Raw genomic sequence first — 22,158 nt, forward strand, 5'->3', positions numbered from 1 at the left:
ATGATCGATGTCATTGTCGGCATGGCGGTTGATATCGCCATGCTGAAGACGGCTTTCGGCAATTCGCTGAAGGTGGGGCCGGTTGCGCAGGTCGATGCGCAAAAGGGCTATCGGATCCGGCTCGGCGGCGGCGAAGAAAAGCCAGTGCTCTCGAATTGGTATCCGCATCCCGAAACCGGCAAGACCAGCGTTCCGCTAAAGGTCAACCAGATCGTCGGGATGCTCAACCCGACCGGCGATCCCCGCAAGGGCCTTCTCATTCGCGGCGGCTACTCCAACGAAAATTCCAGCCCCAATGCGGACATGGACGCAAATGTCTTCAAGGACGCCGGCGTCGAAGTGACGATCGCGGGCGGGGCACTTGTCATATCGGCCGGCGGAACAACGGTGCGGATCTCCGGATCCGGCCTCGATGTCGACGGCGGTCACATCAAGAATGACGGCGTTGCTGTCGACAAGACCCATCGGCACACGGAAGTCGTGCACGGCGGAGATACTTCGGGGGTGCCGGTCGGTGGCTGACTATGATCGTTCCACGGGCGCGCCGATCGACAATCTCACGTCGGCGCTGCAAAGCCTTGAGATCCTCTTCACCATCCGCATCGCATCGCTTGCGATGCTGCGCGAATTCGGCGCCGGCGTGATTGAGCTGCTCGGCCGGCGCATCACACGAAAGCTCTTTCCGATCTTCCTTCAGCTTGTCGCCACGGCAATCGACCTTTGGGAGCCTCGCTTCAAGGTGCGGCGCATCGTGCCGTCCGGGTCTGTCGACGACATCCGCAAGGGCATTCTTAAGGTCTCGATCGAGGTCGATTTCCGGCCGCGCGGCCATCTTGGCGACGAGACGGTCGAACGTCGGCTCAACTTTTCCATGACGTTCCGGAAGTCCGGGGTCTCGGTTCTCAATGAGGGCATAGTCGCATGACACTCGTCGTCGCTGAGACGCTTGATCTTTCTCGCCTGCCGGCGCCGGACTTGATCCCGATCGACTACGAGACGGATCGGCAAGAGCGCATGGGGAAGCTGACCCAGCTTTTCGACGCGGTGGGCATTTCCTACGACGTGGCGAACCTGCGCGCCAATCCCGGCGCCATTCACCAGCAACTCGACAACAATCGGGAAATGCTGGTCAAGATCGCGATCAATGACACCTATGCCAAGAAAACGCTGATCGCGTTCGCAGAGAAAGCATCTCTCGACTGGTGGGGTGTGAGCTTCCTTGGTGTCGAGCGCATGGCAGGGGAAACCGATGCCCGCTACCGGGTTCGGCTTTTCCTTGAATTCGAGAACAAGAGCGGCGGGCGGCTCACGGGCTACAAGGCGGAGGCTCTCAAGGCGTCCGCCGATGTTGCCGACGTCGGCGCATGGATTGACCGCTCGGATTCGAGGCAACCCGTGATCCGCCTTGCAATCATGGTCGCGAGCGCTCGGGCGTGGATCTCCGATCCATCTGCCGGCAATGGCATCACCCGGCTCATTCGTGCCAATGGCGGAGGCAACGGCGCTGCATCGTCGACACTTGTGGCGGCCGTGCAGGCGCACATTGACCAAGAGCACGTAAAGCAAGGCACCGACGTCGTCGTCGTACAGTCTGTCATCGTGACCGAAACCCCGATCGCCTATGCGCTTTATCACCGGCGCGGCCCTGACCCGACGCTTCTGCGCTCGGCCTCGGCCAAAGCGGTCGCCGCGATGGTCGACGAACGTCACACGCCCGGACGCGACCTGCCTGATTCCTCGATCGTCGCCGCAGGTTCTGTCGGTGGCGTCGAGCGTCTAGCCGTTGGGACGCCGGCAGGCGGCATCGTCATCCCGTATGGCGGCCTGGTTTACGTCACCAGCATCAACGTAGAGAGCGCATACACCGATGGTTGACATTCTCCATCCGTCGCCCACGCCCTACGAACAGGCGATCGAGCAGACGAGTGCCGAGCGTTGGGAAAAGATCGACGTCGATCTGATCTGGCGTGCGCAGGATCCCTATCGCTGCCCGGCGCGTCTTCTGCCCTGGCTCGCTCACAATCGCGGGGTCTCGATCTGGTATGACGATTGGCCGGAGCACCGCAAGCGCACGGCCATTGCCCTGTGGCCGGCTATCCAGCGACGGTTCGGGACGATTTGGGCTATCCGCCAATGCCTCGCACTGGTCGACGCCCGGCTCTGTAAATACGATTTGCCGCCGCAGCGTCCCTATCTCGGTACGTCGCTGACCGGCGAACGCCGTGAGCGCTGGCTCGCTCATCTTCCCCAACTCCGCCTCTATGAGCACCGGAACCGGTATCCGGCGGGGCCGGCGGCACGGTTTGTCGGCTCGCACTTTGTCCTGAAGCCTGGCGGCGCGATCGTGTCGCCCGATCCGGCGGCGGCGTATTACGGTGTCCGCGCGTTTCTCTGGCGCAAAGGCGTCGAGACCCCGCTCAAAGTCGTCGAGCTGGTCCGTCGATCGGAAACCGTGCTGACAAGCAAGCTGGTCCGGATGCAGCTTCCGCCCCGCAAAATCGGGGGATTCAAGGTGCCGGGGCCTCTTAGCTACCTTCGGCCGACAGGGGATGCGGCCAAGCAATACATGACCGTCGAAATGACGGAGAGCGGCGTCGTCAACAAGACTGACGTGATGGTCAACGAAGTGCGGCCGGGGATGGATCCCGTCGAGCCGCGCTTCGAAGAGGTCGCGGAGCCATACAAGCCTTCGCTGAAGGCCCGCTTTATCGGGCGTTCGCACCCAGGCGGGCAAAGCAGCCGCAGGCGGATGATCTGCTCGTCTGATCCCGCCTATCTGCACCTCTACCAAAGGGTGTTCCTCTATGACGACGCTGCGACGAAATACGCGCATCGCCCGCATGGAACGTTCGTCACCAACAAGGCGCGCCTCGGCATGCGGCCGTTCACCGGCGACCTCTACATTGATCTGCGCGCCCCCGCGCGCCCCGGCGGCTTTGTTGTCCCCGGACCTCTCGGGGTCGCTCGCCTTCGTCAGCACGAACGCCTCAAACGGGCGGTCGCCGCCGTTCGCGCCAGTCAGGGCGGAACGGATGTCTGGCGCATCCATACCGATATTTTCTCGCCGCTCACGCTCGGGGACGCTCCGACGCTCGACGGGTCTGTCCGTCTCGGCCAATCCATCAGGAGATTCTGACTATGCGCATCGTCAATTTCGGCGACAACCAGCACGTCGAAACCAGGGACATGAAAAACATTGGCGAATTCCAGCGCGAGGCGCACGATGCCCTCGTCGCCATGGGCGTCGGGCGTGGCAAGGGCTGGGACGGGTTCAACGTCCAGATCGACGGCACGACGTCCGTCAATGTGACGATGGGCGTCATTGCGTACAATGGCGCGCTCTTCGGCCTCGCAGATCTCGCCACGACGCCGGTCGATCTGCTTGCGGCTTCCCCGTCCAACTCCAAACGTATCGTCACGATCGTCGCGACCGGCGCTCCCACGCTGTCGGCGCCGGAACCCCGCAGCTTCGAAGTGGTCTCGATCGACCCGGACACGGGAGAAGAGACCAGCACTGCCGTTCCCCAGCAGCACTATACCGAGAGCCGCCGCAAGGTTGCGGTGACGCATGTGCCGGGGGATGAGGCCGCCGTGCCGACAAGGCCGGCGCTCCTGCCGAACTATGTCCCGATCGCCTATGTCACCATGCAGGTGGGCGCCGGCGTGGTCGGGATCGAGATGGCACTCGACTACCAGGTGAAAAGCCTTCAGGCTCTTGAGGCTCGGCTTCTGGCGGCCGAGGCTACCCTCGCTGTGGCTGGCTCGCAGATCGAAACTCTCAGCCAGACGATCGCGAACACCCGCGCTGCGATCTCCAACATCAACGTGCCGCTGATCAACCAGCTTGCCCGCGTTACGGCGGAAATTCAGCTTGCCATGGGCCGTGATGACGACGGCCTGCTTTTCGGTTTCGAGCGGTTCATGACCGCCGACAACTCGAATGAGGCGGCCGTGGGTTACAAGGCTCGCGTTGAGGAAGGGTTGCGCTTTCCATGGGCTATGAGCGCGGAAATCACGCCGCAGCTCCTCAACCCGTCCAACTCTCGCGTCAAATCGATCGGTGGTTGGTTGCTGCCGGCGTGGCAACCCAAACTCCGCCTCGACGTCTGGCGGCAGGATACCGCGGTATCCGTCGCCGACTACAATTATTCGAACGTCTCGGCGACTGTCTTCCCCGGCGCCAAGACGCGCCGGCGCAGCGGCCCGTCCATGATCGTCTCGGAAAACGAACGGTTCTGGCAGGACGTCGAATATACCTACAATTATCTGACAGGGACGTTTTCGGTCGGCGATGAAGACTGGGTTGTTACCGACGAATGGATTCAGGATGGCGTCGTGCAGCGGCGCGTCGAGCAGTATTTCTCGGACAAGATCCCGTACTGGAACGGCTATCGCAGTGTGACGGATGCGGTTTCCGGGAACCTGCTTGCGCAAACCTTCCTTAACGCGCAACCGGGCTGGCTGGTGCAGGCCGGCTTGCGTTTCGCCAAGGTCACGGCGAACGATCTCAAGCTCTATATCACCGGCGTCAAGAACGGTCAGCCGAGTTTCGACATCACCTATGTGCAGGGTCTGCTTGAGGCCGAAGATGCGCAGGCATCCGTAGCGGGCGACCGTGTTGGCGTCGAAAACAGGGTGGACATGCAACCGCTGTTCATGCTGCCGGGGCAATCCTACGCTTCGCAGATGGTGACGGCGGGCGACTTCGCGGTGGCGTGCCGGGCGGACAACTTCCTGACCAACGGCATGCTGTTCAACGGCGATGGCCTTGCCTATGTCGCCGACCCCGGCAAGGACGCCAACCTGCGCCTCTACTACGCACAGTTCGATCAGAACTATGTCGAGGTGGAAATGCAGTCGCTGACCCTCACGGGCGGCATCACCGACATCGACATCACCACGACGGAATATGTGCCTGACGGTAACGAGCTGATCGCCAAAATTCAGGTCGGCGGCGTTTGGCATGCACTCGACAAGATCGCAGGCACGCACCCGCTTGCGACCTTGCCGCCCACCGTGCCGTTCAAGTTCGTCATGGTCGGCACGCGCGATGCCATGCCCGGCCTCAACCTGGCGGAAAGCAAGGTCCAACTCCGCCGGGCGGATGACGATTTCGTGTGGCAGTCGGAGACGAAGAACTGCGGCACGAATGCCAGCACGATCACGGTCGAGCTGGAACTCGTCAACTGGAAGCCGGTCGGAGGTGGCGGAAAACATACGCTGGCGACGACGGTCCTGACCGGTGGCGGTCTCGCCACCTCCGACACGCCGGACACGACCACGGATGTCGTTCTGCCGAACGGCAACGTGCGGCGCGCCATGGTGTTCACGCCGACGCCGAGCGCGACCTTCGCGGTCAAGCTTGTCGGCACGACCACCGACATCGCCGACGGGTTTGTTGTGCGGTCCATGTACTTCCTCGCGAGCGCATAAGGAGGCTCCCTTGCCTATTCCGAAGAAAATCGATCCGCAGGCGCAATACCGCGTGACCCTGACCGACGTCGTCATGGTCGGTAAAACGCGCCTGCTTCCCCGGCCGGATCTCCAGCACACGATCAAGGGGTCTGTGCTGGAGGCAAACCTCGACAAGGTGTCCGATGCAGCAAAAGTTGATTGAGACCATCCAGCTCGATCGCCGGACGAAGCTCAATCACGAGCTGTTCATCCGGATCCTGACGGAAGTTCAAGCGCGGCTCGACCCGCTTGAGATCCTCCGGGACGGGCTGGAGACCGCGATCAAGCGATACGCCGATTTCGTGCGTGATCGGACCGACCTCATCCTGGGGCCGAAGACGATCGAGATCAACGCGCTGATCGAGGAGCTGACCGAGGCGACCGCGACGGCCAAGGCGGACTTGGAGGAGGGGGCGACGAATGCGCTTGCCCAGATCCAGCCGCAGATCGACGAGGCGCTCGAGGATGTCGACACGGCGCTTGCCGCGATCGTCACGGCGATTACGACCGCAAATGCTGCTATCGCCGCCGCCATCGGGTCGGCGGGCACAGCGACAACAAATGCGGCGAATGCCGCAACCCTCGCCAACGCCGCGGCCGCCGGCGTCGCGGCGGCAATCGCGACTTCACTCGCATCCACCCAAGCGCAGGCCCGCCGGCAGGCAATCGCCTTCGCCGTAGCCCTCTAATTTCAGGAGACTGCAATGGCAGTTAGCCATGAACCTGTGTTCGCGCAGGCAGGCCGGACCGTGTGCGCAACCGCCACGGCGGCGAAGACAACCTATAATGACATCGCGAATGCGGTCCTCCTGTGCACCGGGGGCGCGGACGGGTCGATCTTCAAGTCGCTTTCGGCAATGCCGCTTGCTACCGTGACGGCGTCGAAATTGATGCTCTTCCATGTCGATGCCGCTGGCACGGTTGTGACTTTGGTGGACAGCGTTCTCATGGGCGCGCACACGATCGCTGTGACGACGGCAACCCCGATCTCTACCTTCACCGGGTTTTCTGAAATCCGTCTGAAGGCCGGCGAAAAGCTTTACGTCGCGTCGGGTGTGGCTTTGGCGGGGGGCATTTCCTTCACCGGTCAAGTCGAGGACTTCTAATGGTGGGAGCGGTCATACCCCGCCGGTTCGGTCTCAACGGCCTATCCGCCGCGCGGGGGCCGTTTCCTGTAGACCCGCCAAAGATTGGCGGTATCGGCATCAAGTATATCGGTTCGTTTGCGCTCGCTAACGCACAGGTCGCATTTAGCGGTCAAGTAGACGTCGGTGCCCCGGCCCCAAATAAAGTATTGGTTGCGATCCCTAGTTGCTTTTTAAACGCCAACGGCGGGGCTGTTGACTATGTAAAAGTGAACGGTCGAAATGCTGCCGTTTTCAGCAATTCTCATCTGTCATCTTCGCAGATGGTCTTGACCGGAATTTGCTACATCCCTTTTTCGGAAGCGAGATCGAAGGTCAACTTTGAAGTAGGTTACAACGTCTCAGCTATTACCGCCAACTACGTTTCGATCTACAGCGTGTTGTGCTCAAGTCCTATCCCGTCTTGGATTGGCCGAGACTTAGGAAACAGCGCTATTCTTACTGTCCCTGTAAATAAGGGGTCGGTAGGCGTTTTCTGTACTGGCTCTGGTCAAGCTTCTTCGCTGGTGAGCCTGAAAAATGGCGTGGTGGACTTCGACAACACGGGCACCGGCCGCGTGACAACTCAAGGGCGGCTTATTCGAGCTAACCAGCCCGTTACCGCCGAAAACAGCGATAGCGATGGTTTCGCCCTCGCCGCCGCTACTTGGAACTAGGATCAACCATGGACTATCAACGCATCATCCTTTCTGGCCCGACAATTGACGGCGAGCCCGGCCTTCCGGATGCTCTCGTGGGTCTGGCCGACGAAAGCCTCGTCGACCTCGAGGCCGCTCTCGATCCTTGCCCGGTGGAATACGTCGGCGTCGGCTATTGGCCCATCCTGCCGGCCGAGCCGCTGCCACCGAACAAGGTTCCGGTGGGGCGAGATCGCGAGATCATCGGCGGCGTGGTGCAGTGGGTCGACGACCTGGCGGACGCTCCGCACCCGAGCGGTGAGGAAATTAACGCCGAGCGCGATCGCCGCATCGCGGTCGGAAAGACTTTCGCAGTGGCAGAGTATGGCGACATACCGCTGCAAGGTCGTCTGCAAGACCAGATCAATTTGCAGGCTCGTTTGCTGGCAGCTCAAGGCGCGAAGGCTCTTGGCGTCTCGGGTCCTGTGCTCATCATCCGCGACGCACAGAACGTCAACCACATGCTCACACCCGACCAGGTGATCGAGCTTGTCACGATGGGCACGGCATGGATCGAGGCGACCATGAAGGTGTCATGGGACATGAAGGATGGCGTTGCGCCGTTCGAGCAAGGCCCGCCCTACGACTTCGCAGACGACGCTTACTGGCCATAGCCCCGCGCATTCCAGTTTGTAGCGTGCCTACGGGCGGCGGGAATATCCCCGCCTTCCGCCGGGGCGGCTGACGCCCCCTAACCTTCCCTCCCCTTTTTCATCCCTGCCGCATGCCGCGCCGACTGATCGTCCGCGCGGGCGACGGCGCATGTCCCGCGAAAGGATCCATTCATGACCGCACCGATTTTCGGCATGCAGTTTTCCCGCACGAGCAATGAACCGGTGTCGGTGCTCGGGCCGGACTTTTCCAAGATCATCGCAATCGAAGCATCTTCCGACGCCTCGGCCTCTGAATTCCCGCTTGAGACGGCCGTGCGCTTCTCGTCCAGCGACAAGGCGGCCCGCACGGCGCTGGGCACCGGCCCGCTCGCCGACATGGTGCGCGGGGTGCACGACCAGCTGAACGGCCTGAATGCCGGCGCCGATATCACGGTCGTGCGCGTCGCCGAAGGCGAAGACACGGCGGAGACCTGCGCGGCGATCGGCGAGATCCTCGACGGGATCGGCGGCATTCCCTCTTCGACCAACAGCACGCCGCGCATCATCCTCGTCGGACGCACCGACTATCGCGAAGATGCGGAGACGATGAACCCGGTGCTGGCGAAGCTCGACGCCGCCTGCGGCAAGCTGCTCGCCATTGCGCCGGTGGACGTGAATTCCATCACTGCGGCGCTGGCGATCGACGATCGCGAAACGCTCAACAGCCAGCGCATCATGCCGATCGGCATCAAGGCGAGGGTTTACGAGGGCAGCACGCTTGTCACCCGCCCGATGGCCTCGCGTATCGCCGGCCTCTTCGTCCGGCGCGACAACGAGAGCTTCGGCAAGCCATTCGAGACGATCGCCAATCAGCCGATCCTCGGCATTGCCGGCCTCTCGCGCAACATCCCCTTCTCGCTGCTCGACGGTTCCACCGAAGGTCAGCAGATGCTCGAGGCGAATGTCTCGATCGTTGCTAAGGGCGAAGTCGGCGTCGACGGCGCGATCGCTGACGGTGGGTTTGTCTTCATCGGCACGGATGCTGCCACCACCTCCGGCGACCTGTGGACGCAGATCCACCAGACGCGCGGCACGGATTACCTGGTCGCGAAGATGGCGCAGATCACGCGCCGCTTTCTCGGCCCGCGCATCACGGCCGAGAGCGTCGAAGCCTGGTTGCATTCGATCGCCTTCATGCTGCGCGACCACAAGGCGGCCGACGACATCCTTGGCTATACGCCGCTCAACCAGATGTTCGTGCCGAACCAGAATTCGCCGGAAAACATCCGCCTTGGCAACCTGAAGATCGACGTCGGGATCGAAACCGCGCCGGCCTTCAAGCGCGCCGACCATGAGATCCGGCGCTATCGCCCCGCTGTCGAAGGTCTCGTCGAAGAGATCGTCGCGCGCCTCAACGCCGTCGCCTGACGTCCCGCCCCGCGCCTCGCGCGCGCGGCCCTTCTCCGCTTCCTGAAAGGTCTTCAATATGGCGCTGCCAACTCTTCTCACGGCCGTCGACGTCCGTCGTGCCGAAAAGGCCGGGACGTCCCGTGCCAACATCGTCAGCAAGGTGGTTATCCCGCCGATCAAGTTCGTCAAGGTCGACAGCAATCCGGGCGGCGGCGTCATGGGTGTTCGCCACGTCCTGCCGCGCATCGAACCGCTGGAGCCCGCCTTCACCTCGATCGGCCTCGATGAGGATATCTTCGACGGCATGGGCGAACTCGACAAGTGGGTGCTCGCCGGCTCCTATTCCCACGCCCGTCGCGGTGTGCTCGCCGCGCGCTGCATCATCGAGGGCGTCATCTCGGATTGGGAACCCGACGAAAGCGACCCGGCGGAATTCCAGGGCTGCAACCACGTCTTCTCCGGCATCCTGCACTTCGAATTCCATCTCGCCGGCAAGGAACTGCTCTACGTCGATTTCGAAGAGCGGATCCTTCGGCGCAACGGCGTCGACCTGTGGGCCAAGTACCGTCAGGCGCTGGGGGCGTAAGGCGTGGAAGATTTCGCGATCGTTTCCGACGACGTGGATCCGGGTGACGGCGCGGGCGAAAGCCCGGCTGTTGCTGCGGACCCCTCCCCTGGCCCGACCATCGACGCGCGCGGCGCTGTCGCCTGGTCGCGGCGCCTTCTCCTGCCGTTCAAGGTCGACGGCCGCATGCTGCGCACCGTCGCTCTTCATTATCCGACGCAAGGCGATATCGACGATTTCGCGTCCGGTGAACTGGAGACTTTGCGGCATGTCCTGTGCAGGCTCACCGGCCTGCACCCTTCCGTTATCCGGGCGCTTCGGTGGCCGGACAGTGAAGCCGTGCACCAGGCGTTCAAAGACCTGTTGCCATCCTTTATCGTTAAGGAGCTGGAAGACTAATGGGAAGTCTCTCCGCATCGCTTGTCGTTTCCCTCACCGACCGCACGGCGGCCGGCGCGCGTAGCGTCAAGAAATCGCTGTCCGATATTCAGCGGGCGGAGCGTGACCTTGCCCTTGCCCGCAACAATCGCCGCCTCACCCGTGTCGATCGGGCCGAGGAGGCGTTGCAGCTTGCGCGGGACCGCGAGGCCCACCGGCTGGAGATGGAGCGCGAACGCGCGCTTGAGCAACGGCAGCGCCGTATGGGGGTGTTCTTCGGTGGGGTGACGCTGGCGGCAACGGCCGCCGGCTATGCTGCCGCCCGGAGCTATTCCAAATTCGCCGAAGTTGAACGTCAGGTCGGGCGGACTGCGCTCAATGCGGATCAAAGCGCGGACATCGTTGGGCCGACGATGACAAAACTACAGCAGATTGCGCATCATACCGCATTGAGTTTCGAGGACGTGGCAAACGGCCTCGATACCCTTGTCGCATCGGGGCGTAGCCTTGACGATTCGATGGCATTTCTGCCGGCTGTCGCGATGACCGCGCAGGCTTCCGGCGCGGCGATCGCGGATATCGCGCTCTCCGCAGACGCCCTTGCCGGATCGATGAAGATCAATGCCGGCGAAATGCAGAAGGCGTTCGATATCCTCGTTGCTGGGGGCAAGGCCGGCAAGTTCGAACTCAAGGACATGTCGCAATACCTCCCCTCGCTCCTGCCGGCGTTTTCCGCGCTCGGCTATCAGGGGACGGAAGGTCTGCAAAAAGTCGTCGCCATGTTGCAGGTCATGCGCAACCAGGCGGGATCGAGCAGCGAGGCGGCAACTTATCTCAGCAACGTGCTGAACAAGATGTACTCCGCCGACACGGCAAAGAAGTTCAAAAACTTCGGCATCAATTTGCCGAAGGCGCTGGATAAGGCGAAGAAAGAAGGCAAGGATCTGTTCGAGGTTTTCCTCGATCTGACAAGCCTCGCCACCAAGGGCGATCTTTCCAAGCTGCCGCTGCTCTTTACCGATGCAGAAATGCAGAAAGGTATGCGTGCGCTGATAACGCAACGCGATACCTTTCGGGAGCTGACCCAATCGCTTGGAAAGGTCGACGGCACGGCGCTGAAGGACTTCAACCAGATTGCCAACGATTCTGCGGCGAAGATCCAGAAGCTTTCGACATTGTGGGACACCTTCATGTCGCAGCTCGGCGGCGAGGTGGCCGACGTTGCCAATCCAGTTCTTGAGAAGGTGACGGGCGCGATTACGGATGCGCAGGCACGGGCCAAAAGCCGGAGGGAACAAGGCGAGCTTCGCGACAACAATAAGGAAGAGTTTGCCCGACGCCATCGCCGCCTCGACCCGGAAAAATACGACTTGGACAAAAACCCGTTTGCCAAGGCACTCCTCGATGAACTCTTCCGTGAGGCGGAAACACAGCAGGGCAAAGGCCAATGGAAAACTGTCTTCGACCAGGTCGACGATCAGCTCCGAACGAAGACGGCCCGACAACAATACCTTGATCAAACAGCGAAAGCTTCCACGGGGCGACAGAACCGCTCCACGCTAGGCGCGAAGACGAACCATGGCGCTGCGGTCGACGAAGACGGAAATTATACTACTGACGTACCTGTGCCCGGCACGCGGCCAACGGCCGAAAGTGACGCGGCAGAACGCCGGCGGAACGCATACCGGTACGGCACGGGCCGGCAATTCGTCAATGACGAGGCGGTCAAGAAGTCACGGGACTGGAGCCGCGAGAACTGGCAGAACCTCAGCCGGGAAGAGCGGCGCAAACGCCTTCGGGAAGCTGATCCGCGTCAACTCGGCATGGACGGTATGTTCGGCGTCGAGATGGAAGAACAGCAACGCAAGCAGCGGACCATTGGTGTTGGTAAACCCGGCATCCTCGATGATCTCGATGGGTCCGCGCCAGTTGGCGCTTCTGCGGGCGGTCCCCGTGAGGTCACGCTCATGGGTACGCCTACCGTGATTTCGCAGCCTTCGGGCACACAGCAGGTGCAGGTGATGAACCCGACGCCGGTTCTGGCGCCGATCACTGTCAGCGTGAGCGTGACGGCGACCAGCAATGCGGATCCTGCGGCGATCGGGCAGCAAGTCGGCAATGCGGTCGGGCAGAAGATCAAGGCGGAGCTTGCCGGAATTCAAGCCGATACAGGATGGGAGGTGGCGTAATGCTCTACATGCTCGGCACTGTCGTCATCGACACCTCGCCATTCTCGATCGACGAAATGGAGCGCACGGCCGAGGCGTCGATCGTGGCGAAGCCCGTGATCGGCGGGCGACAACCGAAGGAATTCACCGGAGAAGGCGAGGACGATATTGTCCTCTCCGGCCAGCTCCTGCCCTATCATGTCGGCGGGCTCGACGAGCTGGAGACGCTGCATGAAATGCGCCGGCAGGGGGCGCGCTTTCCCGTGCAGCGCGGCGACGGGTGGCGGCCGGGCTGGTACGGCATCACGCGGATAACGGAATCGCATCGCGAGCTTTCCGGCGATGGCGTCGGCTATTTGATCCAACACCAAATCACCATGACGCGTGTCGAGGCCGACCAGGGCGAGGGCCAGCAGCTCATTATCGGCCTCATCAATCTTTTCTCGGCGCTGACCGGTCAATAAGGGCTTTGCAATGGCGGAGACAATCACTGTTCGCGGCGAGGGTATCACCGTGGACCTCTTACTCTGGCGAAAATACGGGGTGAGGTCGCGCAGCGTCGTCGAGGCAACGTTTGCACTCAATCCGGGCCTTGCCGCGCTGGGTCCTATTCTGCCGCTCGGCACGCTGGTGACGCTTGCCGATCTGCCGGCGGCGGCGACAAAGGTCGACGAACGACTGGCGATCTCCCTCTTTGATTGATGGAAATACAATGAACTGGAAAGTTGATTGGCAGGTGCGCATCAACGGGCGCGACCTTTCGAGCCGTATGGCTCCGCTCCTTATCGACATCGAGGTGACCGACCAGGAGGGCACCGCAAGCGATAGCTGCTCGCTTAGCTTTGATGATGCCGGGGGGCAGATCAAACTGCCGCCGAAGGGTTCGCTTGTCGAGGTATCGCTCAATGGCGTGGTCGTTTTTCGTGGGCCCAGCGATGCGCCTCGATCGACAGGGACACGAGGGGGCGGCTCCATCCTGCGCGTCGGCGCCAAGGGGTTCGATACGCGCGGCCCGGCGAAAAGCCAGCAACTGTTCCACAAGGACGATGCGTCGCTGAAAGATTTTCTTGGGGAGGCTGCACAGAACGCCGGCTTTTCCCTGAAAATCGATGAGCAGCTCGGCGCGATCGCGCGCGATTATTGGCTCTCGGATGGCGAAAGTTTTCTCGGCTTAGGGCAGCGGCTGGCGCGCGAATTGAACGCCACGTTCAAGTTGCGCGGTCAGGAAGCCGTCTTCATCCCCCGTGGCGCAAGTGCGCTCGCCGCCGTAGACGCCAAAGTCGGTATCGGCGGGAATGTCATCTCCTGGGATATCGAGCCATTCGCCGGACGCGGTGTCTACAAGAGTGCGAAGGTCCGTTGGTTTGACCGCGAGAAGGCGCGCTTTGAGGAAAAGGAAGTCCAATTCGATGAGGTGGACGGCGAGGCGTCCCGCGACGTGCGCACGCTCGCGGCCGACGAAGATCAGGCGGAGGGGATCGCCAAAGGCCGCAAAAGCGAGGCGGAACGTGATGCGGGAAGCGGGACAATCCAATTGGACCTTGTTGCCCATGCCCGTGCGGAGGCGCCGTTGAACCTGACCGGTTGCCGGCCGGGTGTCGATGGAACATACCGCATCACCAGCGTCACGCATCGCGCCTCGCGCACCGGCGGCGCCACCACGCAATGTCAGGTCAAGCAGCCCGGCGGCGGTGCTGGCAAGGATGATAGAAAATCTGGCGGCGGCGGCGGTTGACTCTTTCGCACGCCGTGAACAAATATGGAACATGAAACATCGCCGGGGCATAGATCTGGTCGGGCGGGAAAGCCGCTATGACGTCGTCTATCTGGGACCATTGCTGGATCCGGTGCATACAACGTTTGACGATATTCCGGAGTGGCACGCCTTGGGCGGTCATTGCGCGAAGTGCGAGCGAACCGGTTGGGTCAATCGTTGGGACCTCGCAATGAAATGGGGCAAGGATACCTATCTCGGTTCGCTGGCAGTCCGGCTGCGGTGCCTTGGCTGCGGCAACCGGGACGGCAATAAGTGGATCCTCGGGAAACTTCCCCGATGACCTGGCAGAAAAAGTATCGCTGGTCGCGGACGTGGGGCGACGAGCGGGGCTTCGATGGCAAGCTCCATGAGGATTACGCCGGCTATGACGGCGAGGACAATATCGGCCGCATCTATCTCGATCGCCAGACGCTGAAGGCCGGCAAGTGGTTTTGGGCCGGGCAGCACCCGAAAGGCTCCGGCCGGCCGATCATGCCGCATTCCGGTTGGCTCCCGACTGCGGGTGAAGCGGCCCGTCAAGTCGAGGAATACTGGGATAAAATGAAGGCTCGGCTTCAAGACGGATAATTGAAACTTATCGCTCATTTCGGTGAGCGCTGAAAGCGTGCGGTTTATGCGCGCCTGACAGGGCGTTTCCGCCCTCCCTCTACCGTCGCTTGCCTGTTTGCGACGGCACCTAGCCGCTTCGGCGGCGCTTTTCTTTCAAGGACATATCCATGCGTCTCGCCCCCAATTGGCGCGCGGTGCTCCGCTATGCGTGGAGCATCCGCCTCATCCTGATTGCTGCCCTCCTCTCCGGCGCCGAAGTCGCCTTGCCGCTTGTCGGCGACGCGCTGCCCGTGCCGGATCGACTGTTCGCGGCGCTTTCCTTCCTCACAACCGCCGGCGCCTTCCTCGCCCGGCTCACTGCACAGAAAGGTGTTTCCGATGAATAGCAGGCTCAAAAAGAGCGGCGCGCTGATGGCTGCGGCCGTGGCGCTGGTCGGCTCGTGGGAAGGGCTGCGCACCGTCGCCTATCCCGACAAGCTGGCTTACGGCATCCCGACCGTCTGCTTCGGCGAGACGCGCGGCGTCAAGCTCGGCGATCGCTACACGGTCGACGAATGCAAGGCGATGCTCGGCGACGCCCTGGTCGAATTCGAGCAAGGTATGCGCAAGTGCCTGAAGGCGCCCGACCAGGTGCCGGCGAAGAGCTATACCGCGTTCCTCTCCGTATCCTACAATATCGGCACGGGCGCCTTCTGCCGCTCGACGATCGCGCGCCGCGCCAATGCCGGCGACATTCGCGGCGCCTGCAACGCTATCCCGGCATGGAACAAGGCCGGCGGCCGCGTGGTGAAGGGCCTCGTCAACCGGCGTGCGGAAGAGCAGCGCATCTGCCTTGAGGGGGTGGCGGGCTGATGCCGACGCTGTTCGCCTTCGTCCGCTTTCTCGGCCTGCAAGGCCTCGTCGTGCTTGCCGCCTTCATCTTCTATGAGGGTGTGCCGGCCGCCAACTACGTCACCCCCTACCTGCGCTTCGTGCCTGCGCTGGGGCCGATGGTCGACGATCTCGCGCAAGGTCGCGTGGGGCGCGCCCGCGAGGGCGGCCGCCTCGATGAACGGCTCATCTGGCAGGAGCGACAGAGACGGGCAGACCTCAAGCGCGACGCCGATCGGCGGCAAGCGCAAGCCGAGATTGACGCGATAGAGCGGGATTACTGGTCTCGCCAAGCGGCCGACGCCCTGAAGATTTCCGAACTGGAGAAAACCCTTGAAGAGGATCCGAAGAACGGCGACGCTGCTGGCGATCGCCCTGCCCTTTCTCGCCGGGTGCGGGATGCTATCAACCCGATCGGGCGATATTGATCCGCGCGCGGTAAACCCTGCAGCAATCCCTCAAAGCCTGAAACAGCCCTGCAAGCCGGTCTCAAACCTGCCCGCAAGTGACCTGTCATCGGCGACGACGGCACGGCTTTGGGGTCAGGACCGCGCGTCGCTGGGTGAATGCGGGCGACGCCATGGCGCGTTAGTAACCGCCATCGGTGCGCTCGAAACGCAAGGGGGGCGGCCGTGACGGAAGAGGGCAACCACGGACCCGGTGTGTGGATCCGAATCCAGCATCGGTTTCATACGCGCATGACGGAATGGCAGTTGGCGGTAGTCACCTTCCTGTGGGGGTTGATGCTGCTGCATCCAGCAAGCACCTTCGACCAGCCGGATTTTTCCGGGTTCAAGGAAATCTTCAAAAGCGAAACATTGCTCGGCGCCGGGATGGTATTCCTTGGCGTCCTTCGCATTGGGGGGCTCATCGTCAACGGCGCCCGACAGAACGTCACTCCGCACATTCGTGTGCTTTCGGCCGGCGTGGGTTGCATGATCTTTGCCGGCATCACCTGGTTCTACATGCTCTCCGAGATCTGGAGCCCTTGGCTCGCTGTCTACCCCGTCTTCGTGGTGAGCGAGTTTATCAACGTGTTTCGGGCCGCTCACGATGTCGGGGAGAGCAGGAATGGACAAACTACTTGAGGCGGCGGCGAATAACCCGTTCACCGCTATCGCCTTCGGCGTCGTGCTGGCGATGATTTTTGCAGTAAGGCAGTTCGGCATTGTCATGGGTGCGAAATCGACGCCCGCGCCCACGCGTCAAGCGGAGGTGGCGGCCGTCATCGTGGACCCCACGGCGCTCAATCGTCTCACCGACCAGGTCGAGGCCGTGAATGAAACCTTCTCGGAACTGGTCGACGTCGGAAAGGACATGGCGAAGAATACCGCGTTTCTGACAACCGAGATCAATCGCTTTCGTGAAGAGCTGCGCATTCATCGCGAGATCCGGCGCGCAAACTGAACGTATAAAGGCCCTCCGCTTCCCAGCGGGGGGCCTTTTGCGTTTGGTCAACCTTCCCCGCACCGGAATGCCGCCCGAACCGTTGGGATAGCCGAGCGTGCAAGCGCTGTCTCGATAGCGGTCTTTTTTATTCGCCGCACCACGGCTGGCGCTTGCCCTTCCAAGGCCGCGCCAGATCCTCGGCGACCAGGCGATCGCCAACGTCATCGCCATGCACCGACACCCGGGCGAGCGTGCGGCCGTAACGATCCGTCATGCGCTTGCCGTCGCCCCGGGTGATGACGATCTCGCCATCGTCCAGCAGCTCTTGCAGCCGGCGCTTGGCGACGTGGCCTAGCCGCCGCTCCGCATCGCATTTGGCGTGCCGGGTTTCCGGCGCGTCGATATTCAGGATCCGGATCGTCTCCGGGCCGGCCTTCAGCGTGTCGCCGTCGACGGCCGTCAAGGTCAGGGCAAAGAGTAGTGCGAGCATCCCCCTCCCCTTCAGCGGCCCTGCGCCGCAAGGTCGCGCTCGAATGCGTCCATCATCGCGATCAAAACCTCTTCGCCGACCGTGCTACCGATGCGCTGCGCCAGCGTCCAGAAGCGCTGCCGGCTTTCTTCTGTCGTCGCAATATTGAGTTTCGCGCTCCGATTGGTGCGGCGAAGGCTGCGCGCATCGAAGACGGCGGGGGCCGGCGTTGCTGCCGGCGCCGGCGCTGGGGGCGCGTGCCGGGCGGTGAAGCCGCTGCGCTCGGCTATTTCCTTCACCTCGGCCGGGATGGCTTCTTTCGGCCGGCTGCGCGGTTGAAAGTCCGGCATATCGAGGTCGAGACCAATGCGCTCTTTCGTCATGCTGCTTTCTCCTCCTGGTCGCGCAGGACGCCGACGACGGCCATGGCGAGCTGCTTTGCGTCCGCGACGGCCGCGGCCGGCTTCGATACGTCGGCGTCGGTCAAGTCAAAGATGGTTCCGCCGAGCTGAAACATGGCGCTGTAGGCCGCGCGCTCCGGCAACCCGGCTTCCAGAACCGGGATCCCCTTCTCCGCCAGCGTGCCGCGAATGTGCTTGCTCTCGCGGCTAAGCAACGTCGAGGTCATGGAAAAGACAACACGATAATCGATAGCCCGGCGATAGGCCTTGCTTTCGCGCTCGATGAGCGCAACCACCCTGCCCGCCTGGTCGGCGTCCAGTTGCTTGCCGCGCATGGGAATCAAGACCAGGTCAGCGCGGCCGATCGCGTAGGTCGCGGTGACGTTCGCGGAACCTTCAAGGTCGACGATGACAAAGGGATGCTTCGCGGCGGCCCCGTCTATCGTGTCGACGATCGTCTCTTCGTTTACGCCGCCGATGACATGAAGGTTGGCGGGGACGGTGGCGGCAAAGCGCTTGGCCCATGTGGCGAGCGGCTGGTTTGGGTCGGCGTCGATGAGGGTGACGTCCTTCGCGGCTGCACTGAAAACCTGCGCCAAGATCAACGCGGTCGTGGATTTTCCGACGCCGCCCTTAGTCGAGCACAAGACGATAACTGGCATGGATGCGCCTTCCTTTTCGGTTCCTTTCCACTTCCATATCGGAAACTGGTTACCACTTGGTAACTTCGTGGGCGGTTCCGTCCAATATCATACCGACATGGAAGCGGCAACAATGCCGCCACAAGCTAACTTGGAACCGACCGGGAACCCGGTTCTTACTGAGAACCAATATTAGAGTGTACAAACTCATTCTGCGGCATGCGGGAGCTGTCGCAAAGTTTGCAAACCCTCCGCATCCATCTTCATTCGCAAATCGCATCTTCATGCGCAAACGCCTAGACCGGATCGCCGACGCTTCCTCACCCGTTCAAGAGCCGTACACCCTCACCGCACAAGAAAGGTTTCCTATTTGATTGAGACGGTGCCGAACCGGCCCGCAATTTGCGCGGGCCGGAACCGCCGCAGGGGCGCGTGAGCGGCCCGGACGGCGGCGTCCGTCTATTCTCTCTCCCTATTAAAGAATCCAGATAGGGATTCAGTCTGTCTGGCGGACTCACGTTGGAAAGAGATATTCCGGCCGAGGCGGGCGAGGGCGCGGCCGATCGGATTGTCGCCGACCTCGAACAAGGCGAGCTGATCAAGGGGGAGGGTGGTACGGTAAGCGTCCAGCGCGGTTTGGCGTTCGGTATCCGCTTGTTGTCGATCGTCGGGCACGGGGGCGGCCAGGCCGTAGCGGCCGAGGAAGGCGCGGGCACGCTCCGGCATGACAAGGCGATAGGCATTGCTGGTCTGCTTCACCTGCGGTCCCTTGCCGCCGGCATCATCGGCCGCCACATAGCGCCGGAGCCAATCGACAAAGCCATGGCTGCGCAGCGCCTTCAATCCTCGCACGATCGCATCGCGCGATCGCCGCAGCTTCTTCATCATGGTGTCGATCGACGGTTCCAGCCGGCCGGTGCGGTAATCCACCAGGTTGGACAAGAGGTCGAGGATTTCCAACGCCACGGATCCGAGCGGCCCATTGCGGGCGCCTGGCTGTTTCATGGCGACTTCATAACGGCGCGCGGCAAGCACGATATGGCGCACGTCCTGCCGGTTGGTCTTTTTCCAGATGCCCGTTTCGCAACGGCCGGCCTCGCGGGAATGGCGGTGCACTGGCGTACGCGAGCGCTTTGCGGTCGCTCTAGCGAGCACCGCACCGAGTTGATCAAACATAGTCCCCAACGTCCTCTCGATGGAGGGCCGCGACTCGGAGGCAAAAAAACTTCGTTCCGGCAAGAGCGGACTCTTGCAGGTTCTTCAGCTTCAGACTATGTTTGGAGCGTTATCTAGGCTCTCCAAACACAGACGCCTCGTAATCCCAAAAACCCCGGCCGCGCCAACGGCGGGGTTTTTTCTTTTAAGCCCTCGTGTTTTCTATATAAAACCTCACGGCTTCGACGATCAGCGGGGCACGCGATGCATCGCCTCGCTCTTTCTTGATTCGGTCCATCTCGGCGATAAGATCCGCCGGCATGACCGCCTGAATATTCACCAAGCCAGCGGCGGCTTGGCGCGCACGGGTTGCTGCAACTCTGTCGCGGCTGGGTCGGGAATCAGTGCTCATCGTTTCATGTAGCCATTGCTTGCTCTGATTCTGCAAGCCCGCTCGGCGGCAATTCACCGGATCCGCGGCTTGGCGCCCGCATCTCCCGGCCCCACCATGTTGTTATTCGCCCTCGTGCTCGATCAGCATCTTGCTGAAATCGTCATCGGGACCGGAAATGAACATCCAATAATGTGACTTCACGGCCTCGATGATCATCAGCGGCTCCGCTGCAAAGGCCTCCGCTGCGGCCGCCACATGGCTAGGCCTGCCGGCCTCTTCATTTCGTATGGCCCACACCTGCACGGCATTGGCAAAATGCTGGATGCCGACACGGCCGGTGCCGTCGACGTCCCATCCGTCCGGATCGTTCCCGAAATACTCGCTTGCCATGTCATTCACCCTTGGTGTTTGTCGCCACTAGATGCTTGCAATTGGCCGTCGCAGCGCGAACGGCATCCGGCGACGCATCGGCGAAGATTTTAATCGCCACGGGACCGAACCGATGGTCGCCCGTCAGCTCGCCATGGCATTCGCGGCGCTCGGCAAGAGTGAGGTTCTTCCATTTTGCGATGATGAAATCCCCAAACAGGATCCCGCAGGGTGCGCCGCGCTGGCCTTGACCCCATGAGAAGCCGCCAGCCTTCAACCATTCCTGCGCGGCGTGGTAGGCTTTCCACTCACCATCCTGGGTGAAGGTCAATTCAACCACGGCCGCGCGCTTGTCGTTTTCCATTGGCAGCACTCCTATGCCGCGATCTTCGGGAATTCGTTGTGCTCGACATCATCCAGCCGCCGGCCGGCCCGTCGCTTGCCGACGCGGGAAACAGTGTCGTCGTCGATGTCGTCGCACCACATGGGACGGTAGGGCTCGCCCCAGCGACCATCCTCCCAATCGCGATGGTCAATGCGGCTGATCTCGGGATCGTCGTTTATCGTCCATCCATCCACCGCGCCGACTTGGGGAACCCATTCGCCCCACTGCTTGAAGAGGAACGGGACGCCGGCGGCCGTGCACTGATCCCGCAGCGCGCGAATCCATTCGACATGCATCGGGCGGGCATCGGGGCCGCTCTCGCCGCCTGCGACAACCCAATCGAGGCGGGGAAGTATGGGGCCAGTCGCCATCTCTTCGAGGTTGAACCAATCGAGAAAGCTGGCTTCCCAATCCGGCGTGCTGTCGCGCCAATTCTCGATTTCCTGTTCCCACGTGCGAATGTTGAGGGCGTCGACAAAGCTGTCGCCGTCGATATCGATGGATGTCAGGTCGACGCGGCCGAGCAGCGGTTCGGCGCTGACCCACCGGATCGCCGCCGGTGTTTGCAGCAGCTCGGGGATCCGCTCTTCCGCGCGGCGCTGGTCTTCGACAGAAACGCCGAGCCAGACATTCGGGAGGATCGGGGCGATGTTATCGCTGGTGACTTTGGGCGTGTAGGCGGGCGTGGCCGCCATCCGCCGGCTATATTGGCGTGGATCAGACAGATATTCCCGCATGCGCTTCGCCCTCTTGGTGAGAACCTGAAACGTGTGCTGCGGGGCAAGCGCCATGATGGCGAACACCTGGTCAATCCATTCGTCCGGAACCCCCTCTGCGAAAAGGTCGCCATGGGCGCAAACGAAGATCATGCGCGGGCGCGACCATTTCAGCGGCTGGGTCAGCCATTGTTCATTGAGCCGCACCTCGCCCGTCCAGACGGGGCCGGCCTTGCTGTCGCGTGTCAGGCCTTCGCGGCTCGGATGGTTCTTGAGACGCGTTCCGGCAAGGCGCATGGCGTAGCAATTTGTGCAGCCGGGGGAGGCGATCGCGCATCCCGTGATCGGGTTCCACGTCGCGTCGGTCCATTCGATAGCGGTATGGTCAGCCATTTGCGTCTCCGTCGCTGGCGCTGGGGGTAGGGAGGGGCTTGGCGCGGCCGGCAAGGATGTTGGCGGCCTGAAGGTAGATCCGCGCGCCGTTGAAGAGCTGCTTGGCGACGGCTGCGCGGGCAAGGCCATCTTGCGCGGTGATCTTTCCGGAGCGCATCTGTTCCAGATCGCCGGCAAGACCGCGAATGATGGCGGCAAGGTCAAGGTGTTCGGCGACGGGCGCGCTCTCATAGTCACGTTCCATAGGGATACCTCGGATT

At 62.1% G+C, this 22,158-nt stretch carries 32 protein-coding genes; 24 read left to right on the forward strand and 8 right to left on the reverse strand.

What is annotated here, in order from left to right; genetic code table 11:
• From VGN93_RS30985 to VGN93_RS31100, 24 genes are all read left to right on the forward strand, one after another.
• Positions 1 to 522: a baseplate assembly protein gene (locus VGN93_RS30985; RefSeq protein ID WP_327510639.1), complete on the forward strand. Its 522-nt coding sequence runs from the start codon at positions 1 to 3 to the stop codon at positions 520 to 522.
• Positions 515 to 925, forward strand: a complete 411-nt coding sequence (locus tag VGN93_RS30990; protein WP_327510640.1) for a GPW/gp25 family protein — start codon at positions 515 to 517, stop codon at positions 923 to 925. The genes VGN93_RS30985 and VGN93_RS30990 overlap by 8 nt, the downstream gene beginning before the upstream one ends.
• Positions 922 to 1,875 carry a baseplate J/gp47 family protein gene (locus VGN93_RS30995; RefSeq protein WP_327510641.1) on the forward strand — a complete coding sequence of 318 codons (954 nt, stop codon included), beginning with the start codon at positions 922 to 924 and terminating at the stop codon, positions 1,873 to 1,875. The genes VGN93_RS30990 and VGN93_RS30995 overlap by 4 nt, the downstream gene beginning before the upstream one ends.
• Positions 1,868 to 3,136: a phage tail protein I gene (locus tag VGN93_RS31000; protein ID WP_327510642.1), complete on the forward strand. Its 1,269-nt coding sequence runs from the start codon at positions 1,868 to 1,870 to the stop codon at positions 3,134 to 3,136. Before VGN93_RS30995 ends, VGN93_RS31000 begins: the two co-directional genes overlap by 8 nt.
• Before the next feature lie 2 nt (positions 3,137 to 3,138).
• Complete coding sequence (locus tag VGN93_RS31005) at positions 3,139 to 5,433, forward strand: hypothetical protein (protein WP_327510643.1); 2,295 nt, start codon at positions 3,139 to 3,141, stop codon at positions 5,431 to 5,433.
• Between the two features lie 10 nt (positions 5,434 to 5,443).
• Complete coding sequence (locus VGN93_RS31010; RefSeq protein WP_327510644.1) at positions 5,444 to 5,617, forward strand: hypothetical protein; 174 nt, start codon at positions 5,444 to 5,446, stop codon at positions 5,615 to 5,617.
• Positions 5,610 to 6,143 (forward strand): hypothetical protein, encoded by a 534-nt coding sequence (locus VGN93_RS31015; protein WP_327510645.1) that lies wholly within the window; start codon positions 5,610 to 5,612, stop codon positions 6,141 to 6,143. The genes VGN93_RS31010 and VGN93_RS31015 overlap by 8 nt, the downstream gene beginning before the upstream one ends.
• Positions 6,144 to 6,158: 15 nt before the next feature.
• The gene (locus VGN93_RS31020) at positions 6,159 to 6,560 is read left to right on the forward strand and encodes a hypothetical protein (protein ID WP_327510646.1); all 402 of its coding nucleotides are present in this window, start codon (positions 6,159 to 6,161) and stop codon (positions 6,558 to 6,560) included.
• A complete protein-coding gene (locus tag VGN93_RS31025) occupies positions 6,560 to 7,255 on the forward strand; it encodes a hypothetical protein (RefSeq protein ID WP_327510647.1) in 696 nt (231 codons plus the stop codon). The genes VGN93_RS31020 and VGN93_RS31025 overlap by 1 nt, the downstream gene beginning before the upstream one ends.
• Positions 7,256 to 7,263: 8 nt before the next feature.
• Entirely contained in the window at positions 7,264 to 7,890 is a 627-nt protein-coding gene (locus VGN93_RS31030; protein WP_327510648.1) for a hypothetical protein, read from the forward strand.
• A gap of 171 nt (positions 7,891 to 8,061) precedes the next feature.
• Positions 8,062 to 9,297: a phage tail protein gene (locus VGN93_RS31035; RefSeq protein ID WP_327510650.1), complete on the forward strand. Its 1,236-nt coding sequence runs from the start codon at positions 8,062 to 8,064 to the stop codon at positions 9,295 to 9,297.
• A gap of 58 nt (positions 9,298 to 9,355) precedes the next feature.
• Complete coding sequence (locus tag VGN93_RS31040) at positions 9,356 to 9,865, forward strand: phage major tail tube protein (protein WP_327510651.1); 510 nt, start codon at positions 9,356 to 9,358, stop codon at positions 9,863 to 9,865.
• A gap of 3 nt (positions 9,866 to 9,868) precedes the next feature.
• Positions 9,869 to 10,243, forward strand: a complete 375-nt coding sequence (locus VGN93_RS31045; RefSeq protein ID WP_327510652.1) for a phage tail assembly protein — start codon at positions 9,869 to 9,871, stop codon at positions 10,241 to 10,243.
• On the forward strand, positions 10,243 to 12,411 hold the full coding sequence (locus VGN93_RS31050; protein ID WP_327510653.1) for a phage tail tape measure protein: 2,169 nt from the start codon (positions 10,243 to 10,245) through the stop codon (positions 12,409 to 12,411). Before VGN93_RS31045 ends, VGN93_RS31050 begins: the two co-directional genes overlap by 1 nt.
• The gene (locus VGN93_RS31055) at positions 12,411 to 12,854 is read left to right on the forward strand and encodes a phage tail protein (RefSeq protein ID WP_327510654.1); all 444 of its coding nucleotides are present in this window, start codon (positions 12,411 to 12,413) and stop codon (positions 12,852 to 12,854) included. The genes VGN93_RS31050 and VGN93_RS31055 overlap by 1 nt, the downstream gene beginning before the upstream one ends.
• A 10-nt stretch (positions 12,855 to 12,864) precedes the next feature.
• The gene (locus tag VGN93_RS31060) at positions 12,865 to 13,092 is read left to right on the forward strand and encodes a tail protein X (RefSeq protein WP_327510655.1); all 228 of its coding nucleotides are present in this window, start codon (positions 12,865 to 12,867) and stop codon (positions 13,090 to 13,092) included.
• A gap of 10 nt (positions 13,093 to 13,102) precedes the next feature.
• Complete coding sequence (locus VGN93_RS31065; protein ID WP_327510656.1) at positions 13,103 to 14,125, forward strand: late control D family protein; 1,023 nt, start codon at positions 13,103 to 13,105, stop codon at positions 14,123 to 14,125.
• Positions 14,094 to 14,447, forward strand: coding sequence for a hypothetical protein (locus VGN93_RS31070; protein ID WP_327510657.1), 354 nt, complete (start codon positions 14,094 to 14,096; stop codon positions 14,445 to 14,447). Before VGN93_RS31065 ends, VGN93_RS31070 begins: the two co-directional genes overlap by 32 nt.
• Entirely contained in the window at positions 14,444 to 14,734 is a 291-nt protein-coding gene (locus VGN93_RS31075) for a hypothetical protein (protein ID WP_327510658.1), read from the forward strand. Before VGN93_RS31070 ends, VGN93_RS31075 begins: the two co-directional genes overlap by 4 nt.
• A gap of 149 nt (positions 14,735 to 14,883) precedes the next feature.
• Complete coding sequence (locus tag VGN93_RS31080; protein WP_327510659.1) at positions 14,884 to 15,102, forward strand: hypothetical protein; 219 nt, start codon at positions 14,884 to 14,886, stop codon at positions 15,100 to 15,102.
• Positions 15,095 to 15,568 (forward strand): lysozyme, encoded by a 474-nt coding sequence (locus VGN93_RS31085; RefSeq protein WP_327510660.1) that lies wholly within the window; start codon positions 15,095 to 15,097, stop codon positions 15,566 to 15,568. The genes VGN93_RS31080 and VGN93_RS31085 overlap by 8 nt, the downstream gene beginning before the upstream one ends.
• Positions 15,568 to 16,014, forward strand: a complete 447-nt coding sequence (locus VGN93_RS31090) for a hypothetical protein (protein WP_327510661.1) — start codon at positions 15,568 to 15,570, stop codon at positions 16,012 to 16,014. Before VGN93_RS31085 ends, VGN93_RS31090 begins: the two co-directional genes overlap by 1 nt.
• Positions 16,015 to 16,218: 204 nt before the next feature.
• Entirely contained in the window at positions 16,219 to 16,674 is a 456-nt protein-coding gene (locus VGN93_RS31095) for a hypothetical protein (protein WP_327510662.1), read from the forward strand.
• The gene (locus tag VGN93_RS31100) at positions 16,658 to 16,993 is read left to right on the forward strand and encodes a hypothetical protein (RefSeq protein WP_327510664.1); all 336 of its coding nucleotides are present in this window, start codon (positions 16,658 to 16,660) and stop codon (positions 16,991 to 16,993) included. The genes VGN93_RS31095 and VGN93_RS31100 overlap by 17 nt, the downstream gene beginning before the upstream one ends.
• A 127-nt stretch (positions 16,994 to 17,120) precedes the next feature.
• Here the strand turns inward: VGN93_RS31100 and VGN93_RS31105 are convergent, their stop codons facing one another.
• The 8 genes from VGN93_RS31105 to VGN93_RS31140 form a co-directional block, all read right to left on the reverse strand.
• A complete protein-coding gene (locus tag VGN93_RS31105; protein WP_327510665.1) occupies positions 17,121 to 17,465 on the reverse strand; it encodes a thermonuclease family protein in 345 nt (114 codons plus the stop codon).
• A gap of 11 nt (positions 17,466 to 17,476) precedes the next feature.
• Positions 17,477 to 17,827: a hypothetical protein gene (locus VGN93_RS31110; RefSeq protein WP_327510666.1), complete on the reverse strand. Its 351-nt coding sequence runs from the start codon at positions 17,825 to 17,827 to the stop codon at positions 17,477 to 17,479.
• Positions 17,824 to 18,507 carry a ParA family protein gene (locus VGN93_RS31115; protein WP_327510667.1) on the reverse strand — a complete coding sequence of 228 codons (684 nt, stop codon included), beginning with the start codon at positions 18,505 to 18,507 and terminating at the stop codon, positions 17,824 to 17,826. Before VGN93_RS31115 ends, VGN93_RS31110 begins: the two co-directional genes overlap by 4 nt.
• Before the next feature lie 438 nt (positions 18,508 to 18,945).
• Positions 18,946 to 19,662, reverse strand: coding sequence for a helix-turn-helix domain-containing protein (locus tag VGN93_RS31120; protein ID WP_327510668.1), 717 nt, complete (start codon positions 19,660 to 19,662; stop codon positions 18,946 to 18,948).
• Positions 19,663 to 20,155: 493 nt separating this feature from the next.
• Positions 20,156 to 20,425, reverse strand: a complete 270-nt coding sequence (locus VGN93_RS31125) for a hypothetical protein (protein WP_327510669.1) — start codon at positions 20,423 to 20,425, stop codon at positions 20,156 to 20,158.
• A 1-nt stretch (position 20,426) separates the two neighbouring features.
• Positions 20,427 to 20,768 carry a hypothetical protein gene (locus VGN93_RS31130; RefSeq protein WP_327510670.1) on the reverse strand — a complete coding sequence of 114 codons (342 nt, stop codon included), beginning with the start codon at positions 20,766 to 20,768 and terminating at the stop codon, positions 20,427 to 20,429.
• Positions 20,769 to 20,779: 11 nt separating this feature from the next.
• Complete coding sequence (locus VGN93_RS31135; protein WP_327510671.1) at positions 20,780 to 21,898, reverse strand: phage Gp37/Gp68 family protein; 1,119 nt, start codon at positions 21,896 to 21,898, stop codon at positions 20,780 to 20,782.
• Positions 21,891 to 22,142 (reverse strand): hypothetical protein, encoded by a 252-nt coding sequence (locus VGN93_RS31140; protein ID WP_327510672.1) that lies wholly within the window; start codon positions 22,140 to 22,142, stop codon positions 21,891 to 21,893. Before VGN93_RS31140 ends, VGN93_RS31135 begins: the two co-directional genes overlap by 8 nt.
• Positions 22,143 to 22,158 lie beyond the last annotated feature (16 nt).

Origin of the sequence: Shinella sp. (assembly GCF_035998705.1) — a bacterium.
Taxonomy (GTDB): domain Bacteria; phylum Pseudomonadota; class Alphaproteobacteria; order Rhizobiales; family Rhizobiaceae; genus Shinella.